An 18302-nucleotide genomic window follows, 5' to 3' on the forward strand; every position below is an offset into this window, starting at 1 on the left:
GCCCACACGATGGCATTGCTGGACAAACACAAGATCATCGAAAAGAACGCCACACTGCTCCTGGTGGGATCGTTCCTCGTGGTTACCGTCGGCGGCATCGTCGAGATCGTGCCTCTCTTCTATCTTGAGAACACGATCGAGAAGGTGGAGGGCATGCGCCCTTACTCGCCGCTGGAGCTGGCCGGACGCAACATCTATGTCCGTGAAGGGTGCTACACCTGTCACAGCCAGATGATCCGTCCGTTCCGCGACGAGGTGGAGCGTTACGGCCATTACAGCCTGGCGGCGGAATCGATGTACGATCACTCCTTCCAGTGGGGATCGAAGCGCACGGGCCCGGATCTGGCCCGTGTGGGTGGCCGCTACTCCAACGAGTGGCACGTCGACCATCTGATCGAGCCGCGCTCCGTGGTGCCGGAATCGATCATGCCGAGCTACGCATTCCTCAAGGACACCCCGCTCGAGATCAACGATTTCTCGACCGAGCTCATCGCCAATCAGCGCGTGGGTGTGCCCTACACGGAAGAAATGGTGCTCAACGCCAATGCGGACATTCGCGCCCAGGCTGATCCGAATGCGGATACGTCCGGGCTCGAAGAACGCTATCCCAAGGCCGTTCTGGGTGATTTCGACGGAAACCCCAACGCGCTGACGGAGATGGACGCGCTGATCGCCTATCTGCAGATGCTCGGCACGCTGGTTGATTTCTCGACCTACGACGAAACGGCCGGATATCGGTGAGGAGGATAAATCATGGAAGCCTATACAGCGCTCCGACAGTTCGCAGATAGCTGGGGCCTACTGGCCATGACCGTCTTCTTCATCGGCGTGGTCATCTTCGCCTTCCGTCCCGGAAGCAAGAAGAGCGCCGAAGAAGCCGCACGCATCCCGCTTAAGGACGATTGAGATGAGTGAGAAGAAAGATATCGACGAGGTTTCCGGCGTCTCGACCACCGGCCATGAGTGGGACGGCATCAAGGAACTCGACAACCCCATGCCCCGCTGGTGGGTCTGGACCTTTTACGCCACCATCGTGTGGGCGATCGGCTACACCGTCGCCTACCCGGCATGGCCGCTGGTCAGCTCCGCCACCCAGGGCGTTCTGGGCTATTCCAGCCGCAGCGAGTTCTCCACCACCATGGACGTGGTCTCTGCACAGCAGGCCGATCTGCGTCAGGCCATCGCCGACAAGTCGCTTGAAGAGATTCTCGCCGACGAGACGCTGCGCCGCTTTGCGACCGCAGCAGGCGACGCCGCGTTCAAGGTCAACTGCTCGCAGTGCCATGGCTCGGGCGCGCAGGGTTCTGCCGGTTATCCGAACCTCAATGACGATGACTGGCTTTGGGGCGGAGACATCGAATCGATCCACCAGACCATCGCGCACGGCGTGCGCTTTGCTGGCGACGACGACACCCGCTTCGGCGAAATGCCGGCCTTCGGCGACATCCTGAGCGCTGACGAGATCCGTCAGGTGGCCGCCCATGTGGTGTCCTTCACCGGAACGCCGTCCGACCCGGCGCTGGCCGAGGCCGGTGCACAGGTCTTCGCCGACAACTGCGCTTCCTGCCACGGCGACAATGGCCAGGGCGACATCACCTTCGGTGCGCCGAACCTGGCCGATGCGATCTGGCTCTACGGTTCCAGCGAGCGGGAAATCGCCGCGCAGGTGCGTCAGCCGAAGCACGGCGTCATGCCAGCCTGGCAGGCCCGCCTTGGCGATCCGACGGTCAAGCAACTGTCCGTCTACGTCTACTCCCTTGGTGGCGGCCAGTAGCCGCAGCGCCATACGGAAAGCAAAAACCCGGCCATCTGGCCGGGTTTTTTGTCGCAGCGACGTAACGTCGACTTTCCCTGCGCGCAAAAAGGGCTTTGATCGGGATCAATGCACTGGTGCACCCTGAGAGACTAGAAATTTCAATACCGAGCAGTCTGCGAGCCGCCGAATGACCCTTGTTACGAACAATGCAGCCAGCAACGACGTCGAACGACTTGATGCCGAAGCTGTAAACTCCGCCGGCAAGCGGCAATCGCTTTACGCCGCGCGCAAGAAGATTTTCCCCAAGCGCGCCTCCGGGCAGTTCCGGCGGTTCAAGTGGCTGATCATGCTGGTCACGCTGGGCATCTATTACCTGACGCCCTGGATTCGCTGGGATCGCGGCCCCTACGCACCCGATCAGGCCGTGCTCGTGGATCTGGCCAATAGGCGCTTCTACTTCTTCTTCATCGAGATCTGGCCGCAGGAATTCTTCTATGTCGCGGGCCTGCTCGTCATGGCTGGCATCGGGCTCTTCCTGATCACCTCCACGGTGGGACGCGCATGGTGCGGCTACACCTGCCCGCAGACGGTCTGGGTCGACCTCTTCCTCGTGGTGGAACGCGCCATTGAGGGCGACCGCAATGCGCGCATCAAGCTTGATGGCGCGCCGATGTCGGTCAACAAGCTCGGCAAGCGCTTTTCCAAGCACCTGATATGGCTTCTGATCGCGGTGGCGACAGGCGGTGCCTGGGTGTTCTACTTCGCCGACGCCCCTGCCCTGCTCATCGACCTCGTGACCGGTAAGGCGGCCCCCGTCGCCTACATCACCATCGCCGTTCTGACCGCCACCACCTATGTGTTCGGCGGCCTGATGCGCGAACAGGTCTGCACCTATATGTGCCCGTGGCCGCGCATTCAGGCGGCCATGCTCGACGAAAACTCGCTGACCGTCACCTACAATGACTGGCGCGGCGAACCCCGCACCCGCCATGCGAAGAAGGCTGCGGCAGCCGGTCAGACCGTTGGCGACTGCGTCGACTGTAACGCCTGTGTGGCGGTCTGCCCGATGGGCATCGACATTCGCGACGGCCAGCAGCTCGAGTGCATCACCTGCGCCCTGTGCATCGACGCCTGTGACGGCGTGATGGACAAGCTGGGTCGCGACCGTGGTCTCATCTCCTATGCGACCCTTTCCGACTACAATGCCAACATGGCGCTCGCCACCTCCGGCGGCGCCGACGCGATCAATCCCGACCGCGTGCGCAACGAAAACGGTCGCCTGACCGACAAGGTCGCGCATTTCCGCTGGAAGAAGATTTTCCGCCCGCGCACCTTCGTCTATTTCGGCGCGTGGTCGCTGGTCGGTCTGGCCATGCTCTACGCCCTCCTGACCCGTGACCGGCTGGAAGTGAACGTCCTGCACGACCGCAATCCGCAATATGTGCTTCTGTCCGACGGCTCCGTGCGCAACGGCTACACGGTCAAGCTCCTGAACATGATCCCGGAACCGCGTGTAATCGTGCTGTCGCTCGACGGCCTGCCGGGTGCTACAATGAACGTTGTCGGCCTCGATCAGGCGGAAGGCCGCTCGGCCTCCGTGCCTGTGGAGCCGGATCGCTTGCGTGAAGTGCGCATTTTCGTCACCCTGCCTGCGGACCGTCTCGACGAGGCCGGCGAAAGGTTCAGCTTTGTTGTTGAAGACAAGGCCAGCTTCGAGAGCGACGTTTACCGGGCCAGCTTCAACATTCCGGAGGCCTCACGATGAGCAGCGCACAAAAGCAGAAAGTCTTCACCGGGTGGCACATGCTCGCCATCATGATCGCTTTCTTCGGCGTCATCATCGCGGTGAACCTGACCATGGCCTTCTACGCCAATTCGAGCTGGACCGGCCTTATCGTCAAGAACAGCTATGTGGCGAGCCAGACCTTCAACGAGCGTGCGGCAGAGGGCCGCGCGCAGGCCGCACTCGGCTGGAACGGCGACCTCATCGTTGAGGACGGCGCGATCACCTATCGCCTGACCGATGCCAGCGGCAGCCTGATCCCGCTCGACGGCGTCAAGCTGATCATGCACCGTCCCGTGACGGCGGACGAAGACACGACGCTCGAGCTTGAGCGCCGCCCCGATGGCGCTTTCGGCGTCGACCATGGTCCCGGTGACGGCACCTGGGTCGTCAGCATCACCGCCGAGGCAGGCCTCGACCATCCCTATCGCGACGTGCGTCGCATCGTCATCAAGGACGGAGCACTGAGATGAGCTGTTGCGCCCCCGGCACCGAAATGGCGCTGGAAGCGGAACAGGCCCGCGATGCCGGGCCGCGTTCGGAAGAAATCCTTCTCGCCAGCCGCACCGTCGGCGAAGGCCTGAAGCAGACGGATCTTTCCGTGCCCGGCGTCCATTGCGGTGCTTGCATTCAGACAATCGAGAGCGCGCTCGGCAAGCTTGACGGCGTTGTCGGCGCGCGTGTCAATCTCTCCACCAAGCGCGTCAGCGTGAAGTGGCGCGACGGCGAACTGCCGCCCATCATCGATACGCTGAACCGGCTGGGCTACGCCGCCCACCTGTTCGACAGCGTCGAATCCGGCAAGGACCCCGTCCTGTCGCAGCTGATCCGCGCCGTGGCGATCTCCGGCTTTGCCGCCAGCAACATCATGCTTCTGTCCGTGTCGGTCTGGTCCGGCGCGGAAGACAGCACGCGCGATCTCTTTCACTGGCTCTCCGCGCTGATCGCCCTGCCCGCGCTCGTCTTTGCCGGCGGCATCTTCTACAGCTCCGCCTGGAACGCGCTGCGCCACGGGCGCATGAACATGGATGTGCCCATCGCGCTCGGCGTATCGCTTGCCTACGGGCTCAGCATCTATGAGACTATCAACAGCGGCCAGCACGCCTATTTCGACGCCTCGGTCTCGCTCCTCTTCTTCCTTCTGATCGGACGCACGCTCGACCACGTGATGCGCGAACGCGCCCGCACCGCCGTGAAGGGGCTTGCCCGCCTTGCTCCACGCGGCGCGCTGGTCGTCGCCGAGGATGGCGGTCGCGATTATCTTCCGCTGCAGGAAGTCACGCCCGGCATGAAGCTGGTCGTCGCCGCTGGTGAACGCATTCCCGTCGACGGCGTGGTCATGACCGGCGCTTCGGAGCTGGATTGCTCCATGGCCACCGGCGAAAGCGCGCCCCAGCCGGTCAAGCCCGGCTCGGATGTGCGCGCCGGCATGCTCAACCTCACCCAGCCGCTGGTGATGGAATCGACCGCCACCGCCGACACCTCCTTCCTTGCCGAAATGATGCGCCTCATGGAGGCGGCCGAAGGTGGCCGCGCGCATTATCGCCGGCTGGCAGACCGCGCCTCTGCACTGTACTCGCCGGTGGTCCACGCCACCGCCTTCATCACCTTTCTGGGCTGGATGGCTGCCAGCGGCGACTGGCATCGCGCAATCACCATCGCCATTGCCGTTCTCATCATCACCTGCCCCTGTGCGCTTGGCCTTGCCGTGCCGATCGTTCAGGTCGTCGCCGCCCGCCGGCTGTTTGAAAACGGCATCATGGTGAAGGACGGCGCGGCCATGGAGCGCTTCGCCCAGATCGACACCGCCGTGTTCGACAAGACCGGCACGCTCACGCTCGGCATTCCCGAATTGCGCAATCTGGCAGACATCGACCCGCAGGTTCTCGCCATTGCCGCCTCCGTGGCCTCCCACTCGCGCCACCCCTTCTCCCGCGCCATTCTGCGCGCTGCGGGTTCCGCCCGCGCAACCACCACCTTCGACAGTGTCGAGGAGGTGCCGGGCCTTGGCATCGAGGCGCGCTCCGGCGGCACCGTCTGGCGGCTTGGCCGCGCAGGCTGGTCGCTTGGCCGCGAAGATGCGCATGAGAATGACGCCGGCGGCACCGTCCTTTCGCGCAATGGCGAAGAGCTGGCCGCCTTCCGCTTCGAAGACCGGCTGCGGCCCGACGCGAAGAAGGCCGTCGCCTTCCTCCAGAAGAACGGCGTCAGTGTCGAGATCATCTCCGGCGACAGCGAAGAGCAGGTCCGCGACATTGCCGAAAAACTCGGCGTCGAGCGTTTTCAGGCGGGCGTCCTGCCCGGCGAGAAGCTTGACCGGATGCGCGCGCTCGCAGCCGAAGGCCGCAAGGTTCTGATGGTTGGCGACGGGCTGAACGATGCGCCGGCACTTGCCGCGGCACACGTCTCCATGGCTCCGGCCACGGCAGCCGACATTGGCCGCAACGCCGCCGATTTCGTGTTCCTGCGCGACAACATGCTGGCCGTGCCGCTCGCCCGCGACGTGTCGCGCCGCGCCGGCCGTCTGATCCGTCAGAATTTTGGCCTGGCCATCATCTACAACCTGCTGGCCGTTCCGATCGCCGTGCTTGGCTATGTCACGCCACTCGTGGCGGCGGTCGCCATGTCGCTGTCGTCGCTGATCGTCATCGGCAATGCGCTGCGCCTGCGCACCGACAGGCGTCTTGTCGGACCGGCGGAGGCCAAGGCCCCGACACAGGGCCACAACGCGCCCCTCGCCGAGGCTGCGGCATGACCAATCTCGTCATTCTCATTCCGATTGCCCTCTTCCTTGGCGCAGTCGGCCTTGCCGCCTTCCTCTGGTCGCTCAAGAGCGGCCAGTATGAGGATCTCGACGGAGCGGCAGAGCGCATCCTGTTCGATGATGACGACAGCCCGGACGATCCGCCGAACAACCCGCCGAACAACGCGAAAGACGGGAAGAAACGCTGATCCCTGCAAGACAGGCAGACACGAAAAAACGGCCGCGCTCCCTCAGGAAGCACGGCCGTTTTCTTTGAGCTCGATTACCGGCTCGGCAATTGCAAAAAACGCTAGCGCACCACCAGAACGGAAATGGATGCGTGCCGCACAACGCGCGCGGCATTCGGCCCGATGAGGTAATCCTCCGGGCTTGGGCGCGAAGCCGACAGCACGATCAGATCCGCCTTCACTTCACCCGCATAGCGCAGGATCTCGCGATAGATCGATCCATGGCCGACAATGTGCCGATGCTTGATTTCGTCGGGCACATATTTCTTCGTGAACTCATGCAGTGCCTCATTGGCGTGCTGGATCGCGTCATGCTCATGCCCCTTGGGAAAGAAGCCGCCGACGATGGACATGCCGTAATCGGGCACAACCGTCATCACATGCAGGCGGCTACCGAAGGTACGGGCGTAATCGACCGCTGTTTCCAGCGTGCGCACCTCCCCCTCGGCATGCCCCAGATCGATGGAAACGAGAATGTCCTTATACATGGATCCTAATCCTTTCAGGCTTCTGCCGAACGCGGCGCACCGGCTTTCGGATTGCCGGTCAGCGTGCCCCCGCGGCGGCGCTGCAGGAACATGACCAGCGCCAGCAGAAGAGCGGCCGGAAGATAGAAGATCTCGCGCGGCATGCGCCCTTCGTCGCTCACCTCGACTGAAGTGATCTGAACCGGCTCGTCGGCATAGAAATCGAGGCTCGCAAGCGTCTTGCCGGCGAGGCTGTTCATGTCGAACGGCTCTTCCAGAAGCACCCGCTCCCCGTCGATCTGTGCAACCAGCCCGGTCGCTGCCTCGAAGCGGGCTTCACCCGGCTCGCCCGCAGCCCCCAGATTGAACGCCATGGTGCGCTCGTCGATCTCGTCGGGATTGTCGAAGTTCGGCCCGCGGATCGTGAAGCGGATTTCCGCATCATCGGGCTCCTCGGCAACCGCCTCGAAGATCTTCGTCGGTTCGGTTTCGATATAGGGCGGCTGAACCAGATCCAGGAAGAAACCCGGACGCAGCAGCATGAAGGTGACGAGCAGCAGCGCCGCCGACTCCCAAAGCCTGTTGCGCGCCATGAAGAAGCCCTGCGTCGCAGCCGCAAAGATCAACATGGCGACGGTCGCCTGAATGGTCACCCAGATCGCGCCCGCCCAGCTCACATCGATCAGAAGCAGATCGGTGTTGAACACGAAGATGAAGGGCAGCAGCACCGTGCGCAGCGAATAGAAGAACGCCGTGAAGCCGGTCTTGATCGGATCGCCGCCCGAAACGGCCGCAGCCGCAAAGGAGGCTAGCCCCACCGGTGGCGTCACATCCGCCATGATGCCGAAGTAGAACACGAACATGTGCGCGGCGATGAGCGGGATCAGAACGCCATTGGCGGCGCCCAGCTCCACGATCACCGGAGCCATCAGCGAGGAGACCACGATGTAGTTCGCCGTGGTCGGCAGGCCCATGCCCAGCACCAGACTGATCAGCGCCGTGAAGACGAGGATCAGCAGGATGTTGCCGCCCGACAGGAACTCGACGAACTCGGCCATCACCTGACCAATGCCCGTCAGCGTGACCGTGCCGACGATGACGCCGGCTGCCGCCGTGGCGCAGGCGATGCCGATCATGTTGCGCGCGCCGAGAATGAGGCCGACCACCAGATCGTCGAAACCTTCCTTGAAGGCCGCCCGCTGGTCTGCGCTCTGCAGACCACGGAACAGCGCCTTCAACGGCTTCTGCGTGACGATGATGACGATCAGCAGCAGCACCGCATAGAAGGCCGAGAGACCGGGCGACTTGCGCTCGACCATCAGCGACCAGACCAGCACGAAAAGCGGCAGAAGGTAATGCAGACCGGTGCGGATAACCTCGCCCGGCAGCGGCAGTTCCACCACCGGCGCATTCGGGTCGTCCATCTCCAGATCCGGCGATTTGGCCGCATACCAGATGAGCGCCACATAGGCGATCAGGAGGGCTGCCATCAGCACCGGCGCCGAGAGGTTCGGCAGCATGAACTTGATGAAATTGATCGCGTAGTAGATCACGCCAATCAGAATGACGATGGACGAAATGACGATGCCCGAGCGCATCAGGGCCACCAGGGCCGGGTGCGACTGGCGCTTCTCAAGCACCGGCATGTCTTTCTTCACGGCTTCCAGATGCACCAGATAGAGCAGCGCAATATAGGAGACCACGGCCGGCAGGAACGCGTGCTTGATCACCTGCAAATAGGGAATGCCGACATATTCGACCATCAGGAACGCGGCCGCGCCCATGACGGGCGGCATGATCTGACCGTTGACCGAACTCGCCACCTCGACGGAGCCCGCCTTTTCCGGCGAGAAGCCGACGCGCTTCATGAGCGGAATGGTGAAGGTGCCCGTCGTCACCACATTGGCGATGGAGGAACCCGAAATCAGACCGGTCATCATCGAGGCCAGAACCGCCGCCTTGGCCGGTCCGCCACGCAGATGGCCAAGCAGCGCGAAGGCGAGCTTGATGAAGAAATTGCCCGCGCCCGCCCGGTCCAGCATCGAGCCAAACAGCACGAACAGGAACACGAAGGCCGACGAAACGCCCAGCGCGACGCCAAACACGCCGTTCGGCGAGAGCCACATCTGGTCCATGGCGCGGCTGAACGAAGCGCCGCCCCAGCGGATGATGTCTGGCACGAAGGTTGACGAGCCGAAGAAGACGTAGAGCAGGAAGACAATGGCGACCACGGCGAGCGGTGGCCCGAGCGCGCGGCGCGTCGCTTCCAGCAACAGCACCATGCCGATGCCCGCCACCACCAGATCCTGTGTGATCGGGAGGCCGGGCCGCTGCGAGAGGTCGCGGTAGAAAACGAAGATGTAGAGCGCACAGCTTGCCGCCACGATGGCGAGCACCCAGTCGCTTACGGGAATGCGGTTTCGCGGGCTGGAGGCCAGCGCCGGAAACGCCATGAATGCGAGAAACAGGCCGAATGCCAGATGGATCGCGCGCGACTGCGCATCGTTTAACACCAGCGGCAGGCCGGTCATGCTGGTCAGTGTGAAAGGCAGGGGCGACGCGATGTAGAGCTGGAAAAGCGACCAGCAAAGCGCAACACCGGCAATGATATAGCCGGCAGTGCCTTCGGGATCGCGCGCTCCGGTATCGGATGACGCAACAAGATCCTGAAGTTCGTCGTCATTCAGTGGCGCTGAATTCTTGCCAGCGGTTTCAGGTTTCGTCGCCATGCGCCATCCCCTCTTGATGCGTTTTCTTCATTGGGAAAAGAAGGGCGCCCGCATGGCGGGCGCCCCTTTTTTAAACCGGCTTATTTGAGCCAGCCTTTTTCCTTGTAGTAGGCTTCTGCGCCCGGATGCATCGGGGCGGAGTTGCCCTGATTGACCATGCTCTCAGGCGTCAGGTTGGCAAGTGCCGGATGCAGCGCCTTGAAGGCGTCGAAATCCTTGAACACGGCGTCCACGAAAGCGGCCACAACGTCATCGGGAACATCAGCCGAGGTCACGACGGTCGCGCCAACACCGAAGGTGTTCACGTCATTGTCGGTGCCGCGGTACATGCCGCCCGGGATCGTCGCCTTGAAGTAGTAGGGGTTGTCGGCAACGAGCTTGTCGACTGCCTCACCCTCTACAGGCACGATCACGCTGTCACAGGTCGTGGTGGCTTCCTGGATGGCGCCAGCCGGGTGACCGACCGTGTAGGCGAACGCATCGATGTTGTTGTCGCACAGTGCGGAGCTCTGTTCGGCCGGGGCCAGCTCTGCAGCAACGGCGAAGTCCGAATTCGTCCAGCCCTTTTCAGCGATCAGCAGGTCCATGAGGGCGCGCTGGCCCGAACCCGGATTGCCGATGTTCACGCGCTTGCCCTTGAGGTCGTCAAAGGATGCAATGCCTGCTTCCTTGCGCGCCACCAGGGTGAGCGGCTCGGCGTGCAGCGAGAAGACCGAACGCAGCTTCTCGTGTGCGCCGCCATCGGCGAAATTGGCTTCGCCCTTGTTGGCATTGTACTGAACGTCGGACTGCACGACGCCGAATTCCAGGTCGCCGCCCTTGATGGCGTTGACGTTGAAGACGGAACCACCGGTCGACTCGACCGAGCAGCGAATGCCCGTCTCGCGACGGTTCTGGTTCATCAGGCGGCAGATCGCGCCACCAACCGGATAGTAAACGCCCGTCACGCCGCCAGTGCCGACGGAAACGAAGCGCTGCTCCTGGGCGCTGGCCGTCCCGGTCGCCAGCGAGCCGAGCATCGCGGCCGCGAGGCCAAAACCGAGAATGCGATGAGGTTTCATAGTGCGTCTCCCTAATGAAATGATGCTTTACGCATACGTGCACGTCGAAAGATGCTGTGGTCGGTCCGGACCGAACAACCGCAGCCGGGCATTGCGTGCGAGATGCCCGGCAAAGCGCGGCCCGCAAAGACCTGACGTGAAGCGTTAAACGCCCCCCGTCCCGAGTCAATGGCTCGGACGCGCAATTTGCAATTTGCTATGACTGAAATCTGTGTCAACGCCATTAGCGCGTAAAACACAAACTTCTGTTTTTCTTGCGGATTATTTCTTCCTCCTCCGTTTACGTAAAATTACCCTGTAGCCGCGTCGACCGCCTCTCCGAGCCGCTCGACAATCGTGTCCGCGACGGCCCTGTCGATGATGAAGGGCGGAGCCAGCAACACGTGGTCGCCGCGCGTTCCGTCGATCGTGCCGCCGGACGGGTAGACCATGAGGCCGCGTTTCATCGCTTCTTTCTTGACCGCTGCATGGACCTTGCGCGCCGGATCGAACGGCTCCTTCGTCCCGCGGTCGGCCACCAGTTCGAGACCGAGGAACAGGCCCCGCCCGCGAATGTCGCCCACATGGGCGTGGTTGCCGAAACGCGCTTCAAGGCGCTCGCGCAGATAAGCGCCCATCTCGCGCACATTGGCGAGAAGCCCGTCGCGCTCGATCACGTCCTGCACGGCCAGCGCGGCCGCACACGCCATCGGGTGGCAGATATAGGTGTGGCCATGCTGGAACAGGCCCGACCCTTCCGCAAAGGCGTCGAAGATGTGCTGCCCCAGAAGCACCGCGCCGATGGGCTGATAGCCGCCGCCAAGCCCCTTGGCGATGGTCAGCATGTCCGGTGCAATCCCGTCCTGCTCGCAGGCATGCATGGTGCCCGTGCGCCCCATGCCGCACATAACCTCGTCCAGAATGAGCAGCACGCCATAACGGTCGCAGATCTCGCGGATGCGTTTGAAATAGCCGCTCACCGCCGGCACGGCGCCCGCCGTGGCCCCGACCACCGGCTCGGCGACGAACGCCATCACCGTGTCCGGCCCCAGCGCGTTGATCCTGTCTTCCAGCGCCTGCGCGGCGCGAAGGCCATAAGCCTCTTCGCTCTCTCCGGCCTCCTGGTAGCGATAGGCGTAGCACGGGTCGATATGGTGCGTTTCGATCAGGAGCGGCCTGAACGGCTCGCGCCGCCACTCATTGCCGCCGGTCGCCAGCGTGCCCAGCGTGTTACCGTGATAGCTCTGCCGGCGGGCGATGATCCTGCGCCGCTGCGGCTCGCCCTTCTCCACGAAATACTGGCGCGCCATCTTCAGCGCCGCCTCGTTGGCCTCCGAACCGCCAGACACGAAATAGGCATGGCTGATACCCTCGGGCGCACCCGCAATCAGGCGATCCGCGAGCTGTTCGGCCGGTTCGTTGGTGAAGAAGCTTGTGTGCGCATAGGCGAGCGTCTCCGCCTGCTTTTTCAGCGCATCCACCACATCGGGGTGACCATGGCCGAGGCACGAAACGGCAGCGCCGCCACATGCGTCGATATAGGCATTGCCCGCCTCATCGAAGAGTTCGACGCCGCGGCCGCCCTTGGCAACCGGCAGTGAGGCATGGATCTGACGATGCAGAATGTGTGTCATTTGGGTTTTCCAGAACGATGCGCACGCGGCGCGGGATCGAGCAAATGGGTATTGAGGGTGGAAAGCAGCGCTTCGGTCTTTGCGATTTCCGCGAGCGCCTCCTCGCCTCCTTCGCCGGCAACGAGCGCTGCCAGAATTTCGGCGGCCGCGAAGGCCGGCGTCATCGTGTGCAGAAAGGACGGGCTCTCCGTCGAAACGATCACGCACTGGTCTGCAAGGCTGGCGAGCGGTGAAACGGCACTGTCCGTCAGCGCAACCACGGTCAGCCCCAGCGCCCGTGCGCTGGCCGCCGCTTCCACCGTCGCCCGTGTGTAGGGCGCAACCGTGGTCACGAAGAACACGTCCTCGGCGGTCGCGTGGCGCAGCTTGTCGAGCCCTGCCCCGTTCACATGGTCGAGCAGATGCGCCTTCTCGCCGAGAAAGGTCATCGAATAGGTGAAATGCGCCGCCACCGCGTGGCTCGAGCGCAGCCCGAAGCAATAGATGCGGCGCGCTGCGGCCAGGGTTGCCGCAGCGCGCGCCAGCGCTTCCAGCGTGCCGGCGTCAGCGAGATTGCCAAGCTGGGCCGCCGTCTGCGCGGCGATATCGCGCGCCAGCGCATGACTCCCGCCCTGCCTCTGCCTGGCAACCTGCTCCCCCGCCTTGCCGGCAAAGCCGAGCGCCTGTTCTTTCAGCGCCTCGCCGTGAAGCTGGCGCAGTTCGTCGTAACCATCAAAGCCGAAACGCTTCGCAAGCCGCGTCATCGTCCATGGCTGAACGCCCGCACGCCGCGCCTGCTCGCGCATGGAAAGCAGCGCCACATCGCCCGGATTGTCGAGAATGTAGCGCGCCGCCGCGCCAAGCTGGCCCGGCAGGTCTTCAAAGGATTCCGTAATGCGGTCAGCAAGTGTGGCGCGATCCATGATGGCTCATCCTAGACGGGCGCTTCAGCGTATGCAACAAGTGTTGCAAGTTGATATTAAATGCTTCAAATGGAGTATTCCGTGAGCGCATCTGCAAACGCCCATCGCGCCGCCATCGCCGTCGCCCCCAATGGTGGACGCCGCACCCGCGCGGACCATCCCGCCCTGCCGCAGACATCCGCCCAGCTGGCCGAAACCGCAGCGGCCTGCCTTGAAGCCGGTGCCGCCATGATCCATTGCCATGTGCGCGATGAAGAAGGCCGTCACATCCTTGATGCCGATGCCTATCGCGACGCCATCGCCGCCATCAGGAAGGCTGTCGGCGACCGTCTGGTGATTCAGATCACCACCGAGGCCGTGGGGTGCTATGGCGTGCGCGAGCAGATGGATGTGGTGCGCCAGGTGCGCCCGGAGGCGGTATCGCTCGCCCTGCGCGAACTGGTGCCCGACGCCTCGCACGAAGAGGAGTTTTCAAAATTTCTCTCCTTCATGCGCGCCGAGAACATCGCCCCGCAGATCATCCTCTACCACCCGGAAGAGGCGCTGCAGCTCAAGCGCATGATGGCGCACGGCCTTATCCCCTTCCCCGACATTCCGGTTCTCTACGTGCTCGGCCGCTACACGGAAGGCCAGCGCTCCGATCCTGCCGATCTCCTGCCCTTCCTTGACGGAACCATGCCGGATTTCGCGCATTTCATGCTCTGCGCCTTCGGCCCGCGCGAGGCCGCCTGCGTCACTGCGGGCTGCCTTCTGGGCGGCCATGCCCGCGTCGGCTTCGAGAACAATCTGCAACGCCCCGATGGCAAGATCGCGCCGGACAATGCGGCCCTCGTTTCCAGTGTCGCTGCATCCCTCACCGCGCTTGGCACGCCGCTCGCGACAGCCGATGATCTGCGCGGGAGCTGGGGGCTCGGCGCACCGGCAACCGGCCGCTGAGGCTTCGCCTCATCTCCGGTGGACGCGGGACAGGCGCGCCATTACATGTGGCGCGTCTGAATTGCCTTTCTGGAGTCTCTAAACATGGCGATCCGCATCAAAGCGAAAACCTACGGTCCCTTCACCACGGCCATCGGCCCTGGCAAGGTCATCAATGTCGACACCGCGCCGAAGCAGAATGTCGCCATCACCTCGCCCTCCACGGAAGAGGCCGGAACGCCGGTGGACTTCATGATCTCCGCGCTCGGCGCGTGCCTTGCGCTCTCCTTCCACCACGCCGCGCAGGAAATGAAGATCGAAGTCGGCACGGTTTCCGTGGAAGTGAGCGGCAAGAAGGCCGAGGATCTGCCCGACCGTATCGGCAGCTACGCCGCCACCGTCTCGCTCGACACCATGCCTGACGAGGCGCAGTGTGAAGAGCTGATCAAGCGCGCCAAGGCCCGCTGCACCGTTTCCAACTCGCTGAACGGTCCCGTCGAAATGACGATGGCCGGCTAACGCATCGGCCCGAAAATCGGAATCGATTTTCGGAAAGCACGATGCGTAGGTTCAACAGGTTAGAGCGTCCTTTGTGCGTCCGAATGGACGCACGGCGCTCTGGGATCAGAAGCTAAAGCGTTTCGATCTTCCGATCATTGACGACGCCGCGCCCTTCTCCCATACAGAAGCCGCCTAACGGCAAACCATGGGAGGAGAGTATATGCGCTTTGTGCGGGTAAACGGCGTCGTCATTCATCACGAGGTCAGGGGAACGGCAGGCAAGCCCGTTCTGGTCTTTTCCAACTCGCTGGGAACAGATTTCCGCATCTGGGATGGCGTCGTCGCGCGGCTCGAAGCCGATTACCGCATCGTTCTCTATGACAAGCGCGGCCATGGCCTTTCCGAGGCCACGCCGCAGCCCTATGCGCTTGCCGATCACGTCGATGATCTGGCCGCCCTGCTCGACCATCTTGACATCACCGGCGCGACCATTATCGGCCTTTCGGTCGGCGGCATGATCGCCCAGGGCCTCGCCACCTGGCATCCGCATCGCGTGTCGCGCCTTGTGCTCTGCGACACCGCCCACAGAATCGGCAATGACGACCTCTGGAACAACCGCATCGAGGCGGTGAACACGAAAGGCATTGCCGCCATCTCGGACGGCATCCTCGAACGCTGGTTCACGCCCGCCTTCCGCTCGCCGGACAACGCCGATTTCATCGGCTACACCGCGATGCTCACCCGCACCACGGTCGACGGTTATGCCGGCACCGGCTTTGCCCTGCGCGACGCCGACCTGACGGAATCGACAGCCACCCTGAAACTGCCCACCCTGTGCATCGTCGGCGATCACGATGGCTCGACCCCGCCCGATCTGGTGCGCACGCTTGCCGGGCTCATCGAAGGCGCGCGGTTCGAGATCGTGAAAGACGCCGGTCACCTGCCCTGCATCGAGCAGCCGGAGAAAACGGCCGCACTCATTGCAGACTTCCTGCGCAGCACCGCGCCCGATGCCTGAACATTTCCCAATGGGCGATATGCCGCGCTGCATTTGCCCACGCCGCACGGCAAACTGGTCACTTCAGATGACGAGAGGACTTTGAATGAGCGACACCGTAAAGATCACCCGGGACGATGGCATCGCCGTCCTCACTCTGGACAATCCCCCGGTCAACGCGCTCGGCCATGCGCTGCGCGCGCCGCTCTTCGAAGCGCTGCAGCAGGCAAAAGCCGATGACGCCGTTCAGGCCATCGTCATCACCTGCGCAGGCCGCACCTTCATCGCCGGAGCCGACATTTCCGAATTCGGCAAGCCACCGAAGGAGCCGAGCCTTCCCGACCTGATCGCCATGCTCGAAAGTATCGACAAGCCCACCGTGGCCGCCATCCACGGCACCGCGCTTGGCGGCGGTCTCGAACTGGCGCTCGGCTGCCACTACCGGGTGGCCGACAAGAGCGCCATGATCGGCCTTCCCGAAGTCAATCTGGGTCTCATCCCGGGCGCCGGCGGCACGGTACGCCTGCCGCGCCTGGTCGGCCCCGAAGCGGCGCTGAAGATGATCGTCTCCGGCAAACCCATCGGCATGGACGAAGCGGTGCGGCTTGGCGCGGTCGACCGGCTGGCCAAAACCGATCTGCTTGCAGAAGCCATCGCATTCGCCCGCGAGAAGGCGGCCTCCGGCAACGCACACCCCCACATCCGCGCACGCGCCGAAAAGCTCGCCGTCGACCTCGCCGCCTTTGACGAAGCGGTCAGGGCGGTCACGAAGAAGGCGCGCGGCCTCACCGCCCCGCACACGGCGGCCGAAGCCGTCCGCAACGCCATCACCATGGAGTTCGACGCAGCACTCGACCGCGAGCGCGAACTCTTTCTGGAGCGCCGCGACAGCGCCGAATCCGCCGCCCAGCGTCATCTCTTCTTCGCCACCCGCGAAGCCACCAAAGTGCCCGGCGTCGGTCGCGAGACCGAGGCGCGCAAGATCGCCCGCGCGGGCGTCATCGGTGCAGGCACGATGGGTGCGGGCATCGCCATGGCGCTGGCCAATGGCGGCATTCCCGTCACCATTCTGGAGATGAACGAGGACGCCATTGCGCGCGGTCTCGCCCATGTCGAGAAAACCTATGCCGGGTCGGTCAAGCGCGGGTCCATCGCGCCTGAAGAGAAGGAAGCGCGGATCGCGCGCATCTCCGGCACCACCGATTATGCAGACCTTTCCGACTGCGACATCGTCATCGAAGCCGTGTTCGAGGACATGGGCGTGAAGCGTCAGGTCTTCACCGCGCTCGACAGCGTGCTGAAGCCCGGCGCGATCCTCGCCTCCAACACCTCCTATCTCGACGTCAACGAGATCGCGGCCACCACGAAGCGTCCGCAGGATGTGGTCGGCCTTCACTTCTTCTCGCCCGCCCACGTCATGAAGCTTCTGGAGATCGTGCGCGGCGACGAGACCGCGCCCGAAGTCATCAAGACCGCGCTGACCCTTGCCCGTAAAATCGGCAAGGTTCCGGTCGTGGTCGGCGTGTGCAATGGCTTCGTCGGAAACCGCATGCTTGCCGCCCGGCGCGAGCAGAACGAAGACCTTCTCCTCTCCGGCGCAACGCCCGAGCAGGTTGATCGCGTGTTCACCGATTTCGGCTGGCCCATGGGGCCGTTCCAGATGGTCGACCTTGCCGGCCTCGACATCAGCTGGAAGCACCGCCAGTCGCTCGGTCTCACCGCCCCCATCGCCGACACGCTGTGCGAAGCGGGCCATTTCGGCCAGAAGGCCGGACGCGGCTTCTATCTCTACGAGGAAGGCTCCCGCACACCGAAGCCTGATCCCTTCGTTCAGGAGCTCATCGGGAAGAAGGCTGCGGAACTCGGCGTCGAACGGCGCGAGATCAGCGCGGACGAGATCACCGAGCGCACGCTTTACCCGATGATCAACGAGGGTGCGAAGATCCTTGAGGAGCGCATTGCCGCCCGCGCCTCCGACATCGACGTGGTGTGGGTCAATGGCTACGGCTTCCCGGTCGCCAAGGGCGGCCCGATGTTCTGGGCCGAACGCTTCGGCATCAGGACAATCGTCGAACGGCTGGAGCACTGGCACCAGAAGACCGGCAACCCGCTCTTTGAGCCTGCGCCGCTGCTTCGTCAGCTTGCATTGACCGGCGGAGGCTTTGCCGACCTCGCATAAGGCGGGGTCGCACCCTATATTCGACGCCAAACGAAACAGCGGAACGAGACAGTATGGACATTCGTCAGATTTCAGAAGAGTACGCCGTCGCCGCGCAGATCACGGCGGAAGACATCGCGACCGTGAAGGCAGCCGGTTTCAAGAGCATCATCTGCAACCGCCCCGAGGGCGAGGAAGCAGGCCAGCCCGCAGTCGAGAGCATCGCCCGCGCTGCAGAAGAGGCGGGGCTCTCCTTCCGCCATGTGCCGGTGGTTTCCGGCGCCATGACAATGGACGACGTGACCGACATGGCAGCGGCTCTGAAAGAGCTTCCCGGCCCGGTTTTCGCCTATTGCCGCAGCGGCGCGCGCTCGGCAAATCTCTACGGCATCATCAAGGAACGCGGTCTTTAAGAAGCGCCGCCCGGAC

Annotated in this window: 17 protein-coding genes; 12 read left to right on the forward strand and 5 right to left on the reverse strand. The window is 63.5% G+C overall.

The features are described from left to right. Positions 1–9: 9 nt before the first annotated feature. The 7 genes from ccoO (at position 10) to ccoS (ending at position 6491) form a co-directional block, all read left to right on the forward strand. Positions 10–741, forward strand: coding sequence for a cytochrome-c oxidase, cbb3-type subunit II (gene ccoO / locus AC4PTT_RS16100; RefSeq protein ID WP_113154372.1), 732 nt, complete (start codon positions 10–12; stop codon positions 739–741). Positions 742–753: 12 nt separating this feature from the next. After that, positions 754–906, forward strand: a complete 153-nt coding sequence (locus AC4PTT_RS16105) for a cbb3-type cytochrome c oxidase subunit 3 (RefSeq protein ID WP_113154371.1) — start codon at positions 754–756, stop codon at positions 904–906. Position 907: 1 nt separating this feature from the next. Continuing rightward, complete coding sequence (gene ccoP / locus AC4PTT_RS16110; protein ID WP_206544753.1) at positions 908–1774, forward strand: cytochrome-c oxidase, cbb3-type subunit III; 867 nt, start codon at positions 908–910, stop codon at positions 1772–1774. A 169-nt stretch (positions 1775–1943) separates the two neighbouring features. Further along, positions 1944–3521 carry a cytochrome c oxidase accessory protein CcoG gene (gene ccoG, locus AC4PTT_RS16115; RefSeq protein ID WP_492161644.1) on the forward strand — a complete coding sequence of 526 codons (1578 nt, stop codon included), beginning with the start codon at positions 1944–1946 and terminating at the stop codon, positions 3519–3521. Continuing rightward, the gene (locus AC4PTT_RS16120) at positions 3518–4012 is read left to right on the forward strand and encodes a FixH family protein (protein ID WP_113154368.1); all 495 of its coding nucleotides are present in this window, start codon (positions 3518–3520) and stop codon (positions 4010–4012) included. The genes ccoG and AC4PTT_RS16120 overlap by 4 nt, the downstream gene beginning before the upstream one ends. After that, the gene (locus AC4PTT_RS16125) at positions 4009–6294 is read left to right on the forward strand and encodes a cation-translocating P-type ATPase (RefSeq protein WP_492161645.1); all 2286 of its coding nucleotides are present in this window, start codon (positions 4009–4011) and stop codon (positions 6292–6294) included. Before AC4PTT_RS16120 ends, AC4PTT_RS16125 begins: the two co-directional genes overlap by 4 nt. Beyond that, complete coding sequence (ccoS, locus tag AC4PTT_RS16130; RefSeq protein WP_206544750.1) at positions 6291–6491, forward strand: cbb3-type cytochrome oxidase assembly protein CcoS; 201 nt, start codon at positions 6291–6293, stop codon at positions 6489–6491. The genes AC4PTT_RS16125 and ccoS overlap by 4 nt, the downstream gene beginning before the upstream one ends. Before the next feature lie 101 nt (positions 6492–6592). On the opposite strand, the gene AC4PTT_RS16135 is transcribed toward ccoS, so the two are convergent. The 5 genes from AC4PTT_RS16135 to AC4PTT_RS16155 all read right to left on the reverse strand — a co-directional run bounded on the left by AC4PTT_RS16135 (position 6593) and on the right by AC4PTT_RS16155 (position 13302). Then, positions 6593–7018 (reverse strand): universal stress protein, encoded by a 426-nt coding sequence (locus AC4PTT_RS16135; protein ID WP_206544749.1) that lies wholly within the window; start codon positions 7016–7018, stop codon positions 6593–6595. A gap of 14 nt (positions 7019–7032) precedes the next feature. Further along, entirely contained in the window at positions 7033–9726 is a 2694-nt protein-coding gene (locus AC4PTT_RS16140; protein ID WP_206544748.1) for a TRAP transporter permease, read from the reverse strand. Positions 9727–9806: 80 nt separating this feature from the next. Then, on the reverse strand, positions 9807–10787 hold the full coding sequence (locus tag AC4PTT_RS16145; RefSeq protein WP_113154363.1) for a TAXI family TRAP transporter solute-binding subunit: 981 nt from the start codon (positions 10785–10787) through the stop codon (positions 9807–9809). A 290-nt stretch (positions 10788–11077) separates the two neighbouring features. Continuing rightward, on the reverse strand, positions 11078–12400 hold the full coding sequence (locus tag AC4PTT_RS16150; RefSeq protein WP_283801520.1) for an aspartate aminotransferase family protein: 1323 nt from the start codon (positions 12398–12400) through the stop codon (positions 11078–11080). Continuing rightward, entirely contained in the window at positions 12397–13302 is a 906-nt protein-coding gene (locus AC4PTT_RS16155; RefSeq protein WP_113154361.1) for a MurR/RpiR family transcriptional regulator, read from the reverse strand. The genes AC4PTT_RS16150 and AC4PTT_RS16155 overlap by 4 nt, the downstream gene beginning before the upstream one ends. Positions 13303–13371: 69 nt before the next feature. On the opposite strand from AC4PTT_RS16155, the gene AC4PTT_RS16160 reads away from it, so the two are divergent. From AC4PTT_RS16160 to AC4PTT_RS16180, 5 genes are all read left to right on the forward strand, one after another. Further along, the gene (locus tag AC4PTT_RS16160) at positions 13372–14238 is read left to right on the forward strand and encodes a beta-keto acid cleavage family enzyme (protein WP_492161646.1); all 867 of its coding nucleotides are present in this window, start codon (positions 13372–13374) and stop codon (positions 14236–14238) included. Positions 14239–14322: 84 nt separating this feature from the next. Beyond that, positions 14323–14736: an OsmC family protein gene (locus AC4PTT_RS16165; RefSeq protein ID WP_113154360.1), complete on the forward strand. Its 414-nt coding sequence runs from the start codon at positions 14323–14325 to the stop codon at positions 14734–14736. Between the two features lie 202 nt (positions 14737–14938). Further along, on the forward strand, positions 14939–15736 hold the full coding sequence (pcaD, locus tag AC4PTT_RS16170) for a 3-oxoadipate enol-lactonase (protein WP_492161647.1): 798 nt from the start codon (positions 14939–14941) through the stop codon (positions 15734–15736). Positions 15737–15821: 85 nt separating this feature from the next. Next, positions 15822–17894 carry a 3-hydroxyacyl-CoA dehydrogenase NAD-binding domain-containing protein gene (locus tag AC4PTT_RS16175; RefSeq protein WP_492161648.1) on the forward strand — a complete coding sequence of 691 codons (2073 nt, stop codon included), beginning with the start codon at positions 15822–15824 and terminating at the stop codon, positions 17892–17894. 53 nt (positions 17895–17947) lie between these two features. Next, positions 17948–18286, forward strand: coding sequence for a protein tyrosine phosphatase family protein (locus AC4PTT_RS16180; protein WP_113154357.1), 339 nt, complete (start codon positions 17948–17950; stop codon positions 18284–18286). Positions 18287–18302 lie beyond the last annotated feature (16 nt).

The sequence above is a fragment of the Nitratireductor sp. WH36-1 genome (assembly GCF_058725515.1).

What these genes read in the sequence shown, in the direction of transcription:
- ccoO (WP_113154372.1), top strand. Translation starts at nt 10, where the DNA reads ATGGCATTGCTGGACAAACACAAGATCATCGAAAAGAACGCCACACTG.
- AC4PTT_RS16105 (WP_113154371.1), top strand. Translation starts at nt 754, where the DNA reads ATGGAAGCCTATACAGCGCTCCGACAGTTCGCAGATAGCTGGGGCCTA.
- ccoP (WP_206544753.1), top strand. Translation starts at nt 908, where the DNA reads ATGAGTGAGAAGAAAGATATCGACGAGGTTTCCGGCGTCTCGACCACC.
- ccoG (WP_492161644.1), top strand. Translation starts at nt 1,944, where the DNA reads ATGACCCTTGTTACGAACAATGCAGCCAGCAACGACGTCGAACGACTT.
- AC4PTT_RS16120 (WP_113154368.1), top strand. Translation starts at nt 3,518, where the DNA reads ATGAGCAGCGCACAAAAGCAGAAAGTCTTCACCGGGTGGCACATGCTC.
- AC4PTT_RS16125 (WP_492161645.1), top strand. Translation starts at nt 4,009, where the DNA reads ATGAGCTGTTGCGCCCCCGGCACCGAAATGGCGCTGGAAGCGGAACAG.
- ccoS (WP_206544750.1), top strand. Translation starts at nt 6,291, where the DNA reads ATGACCAATCTCGTCATTCTCATTCCGATTGCCCTCTTCCTTGGCGCA.
- AC4PTT_RS16135 (WP_206544749.1), bottom strand. Translation starts at nt 7,018, where the DNA reads ATGTATAAGGACATTCTCGTTTCCATCGATCTGGGGCATGCCGAGGGG.
- AC4PTT_RS16140 (WP_206544748.1), bottom strand. Translation starts at nt 9,726, where the DNA reads ATGGCGACGAAACCTGAAACCGCTGGCAAGAATTCAGCGCCACTGAAT.
- AC4PTT_RS16145 (WP_113154363.1), bottom strand. Translation starts at nt 10,787, where the DNA reads ATGAAACCTCATCGCATTCTCGGTTTTGGCCTCGCGGCCGCGATGCTC.
- AC4PTT_RS16150 (WP_283801520.1), bottom strand. Translation starts at nt 12,400, where the DNA reads ATGACACACATTCTGCATCGTCAGATCCATGCCTCACTGCCGGTTGCC.
- AC4PTT_RS16155 (WP_113154361.1), bottom strand. Translation starts at nt 13,302, where the DNA reads ATGGATCGCGCCACACTTGCTGACCGCATTACGGAATCCTTTGAAGAC.
- AC4PTT_RS16160 (WP_492161646.1), top strand. Translation starts at nt 13,372, where the DNA reads ATGGAGTATTCCGTGAGCGCATCTGCAAACGCCCATCGCGCCGCCATC.
- AC4PTT_RS16165 (WP_113154360.1), top strand. Translation starts at nt 14,323, where the DNA reads ATGGCGATCCGCATCAAAGCGAAAACCTACGGTCCCTTCACCACGGCC.
- pcaD (WP_492161647.1), top strand. Translation starts at nt 14,939, where the DNA reads ATGCGCTTTGTGCGGGTAAACGGCGTCGTCATTCATCACGAGGTCAGG.
- AC4PTT_RS16175 (WP_492161648.1), top strand. Translation starts at nt 15,822, where the DNA reads ATGAGCGACACCGTAAAGATCACCCGGGACGATGGCATCGCCGTCCTC.
- AC4PTT_RS16180 (WP_113154357.1), top strand. Translation starts at nt 17,948, where the DNA reads ATGGACATTCGTCAGATTTCAGAAGAGTACGCCGTCGCCGCGCAGATC.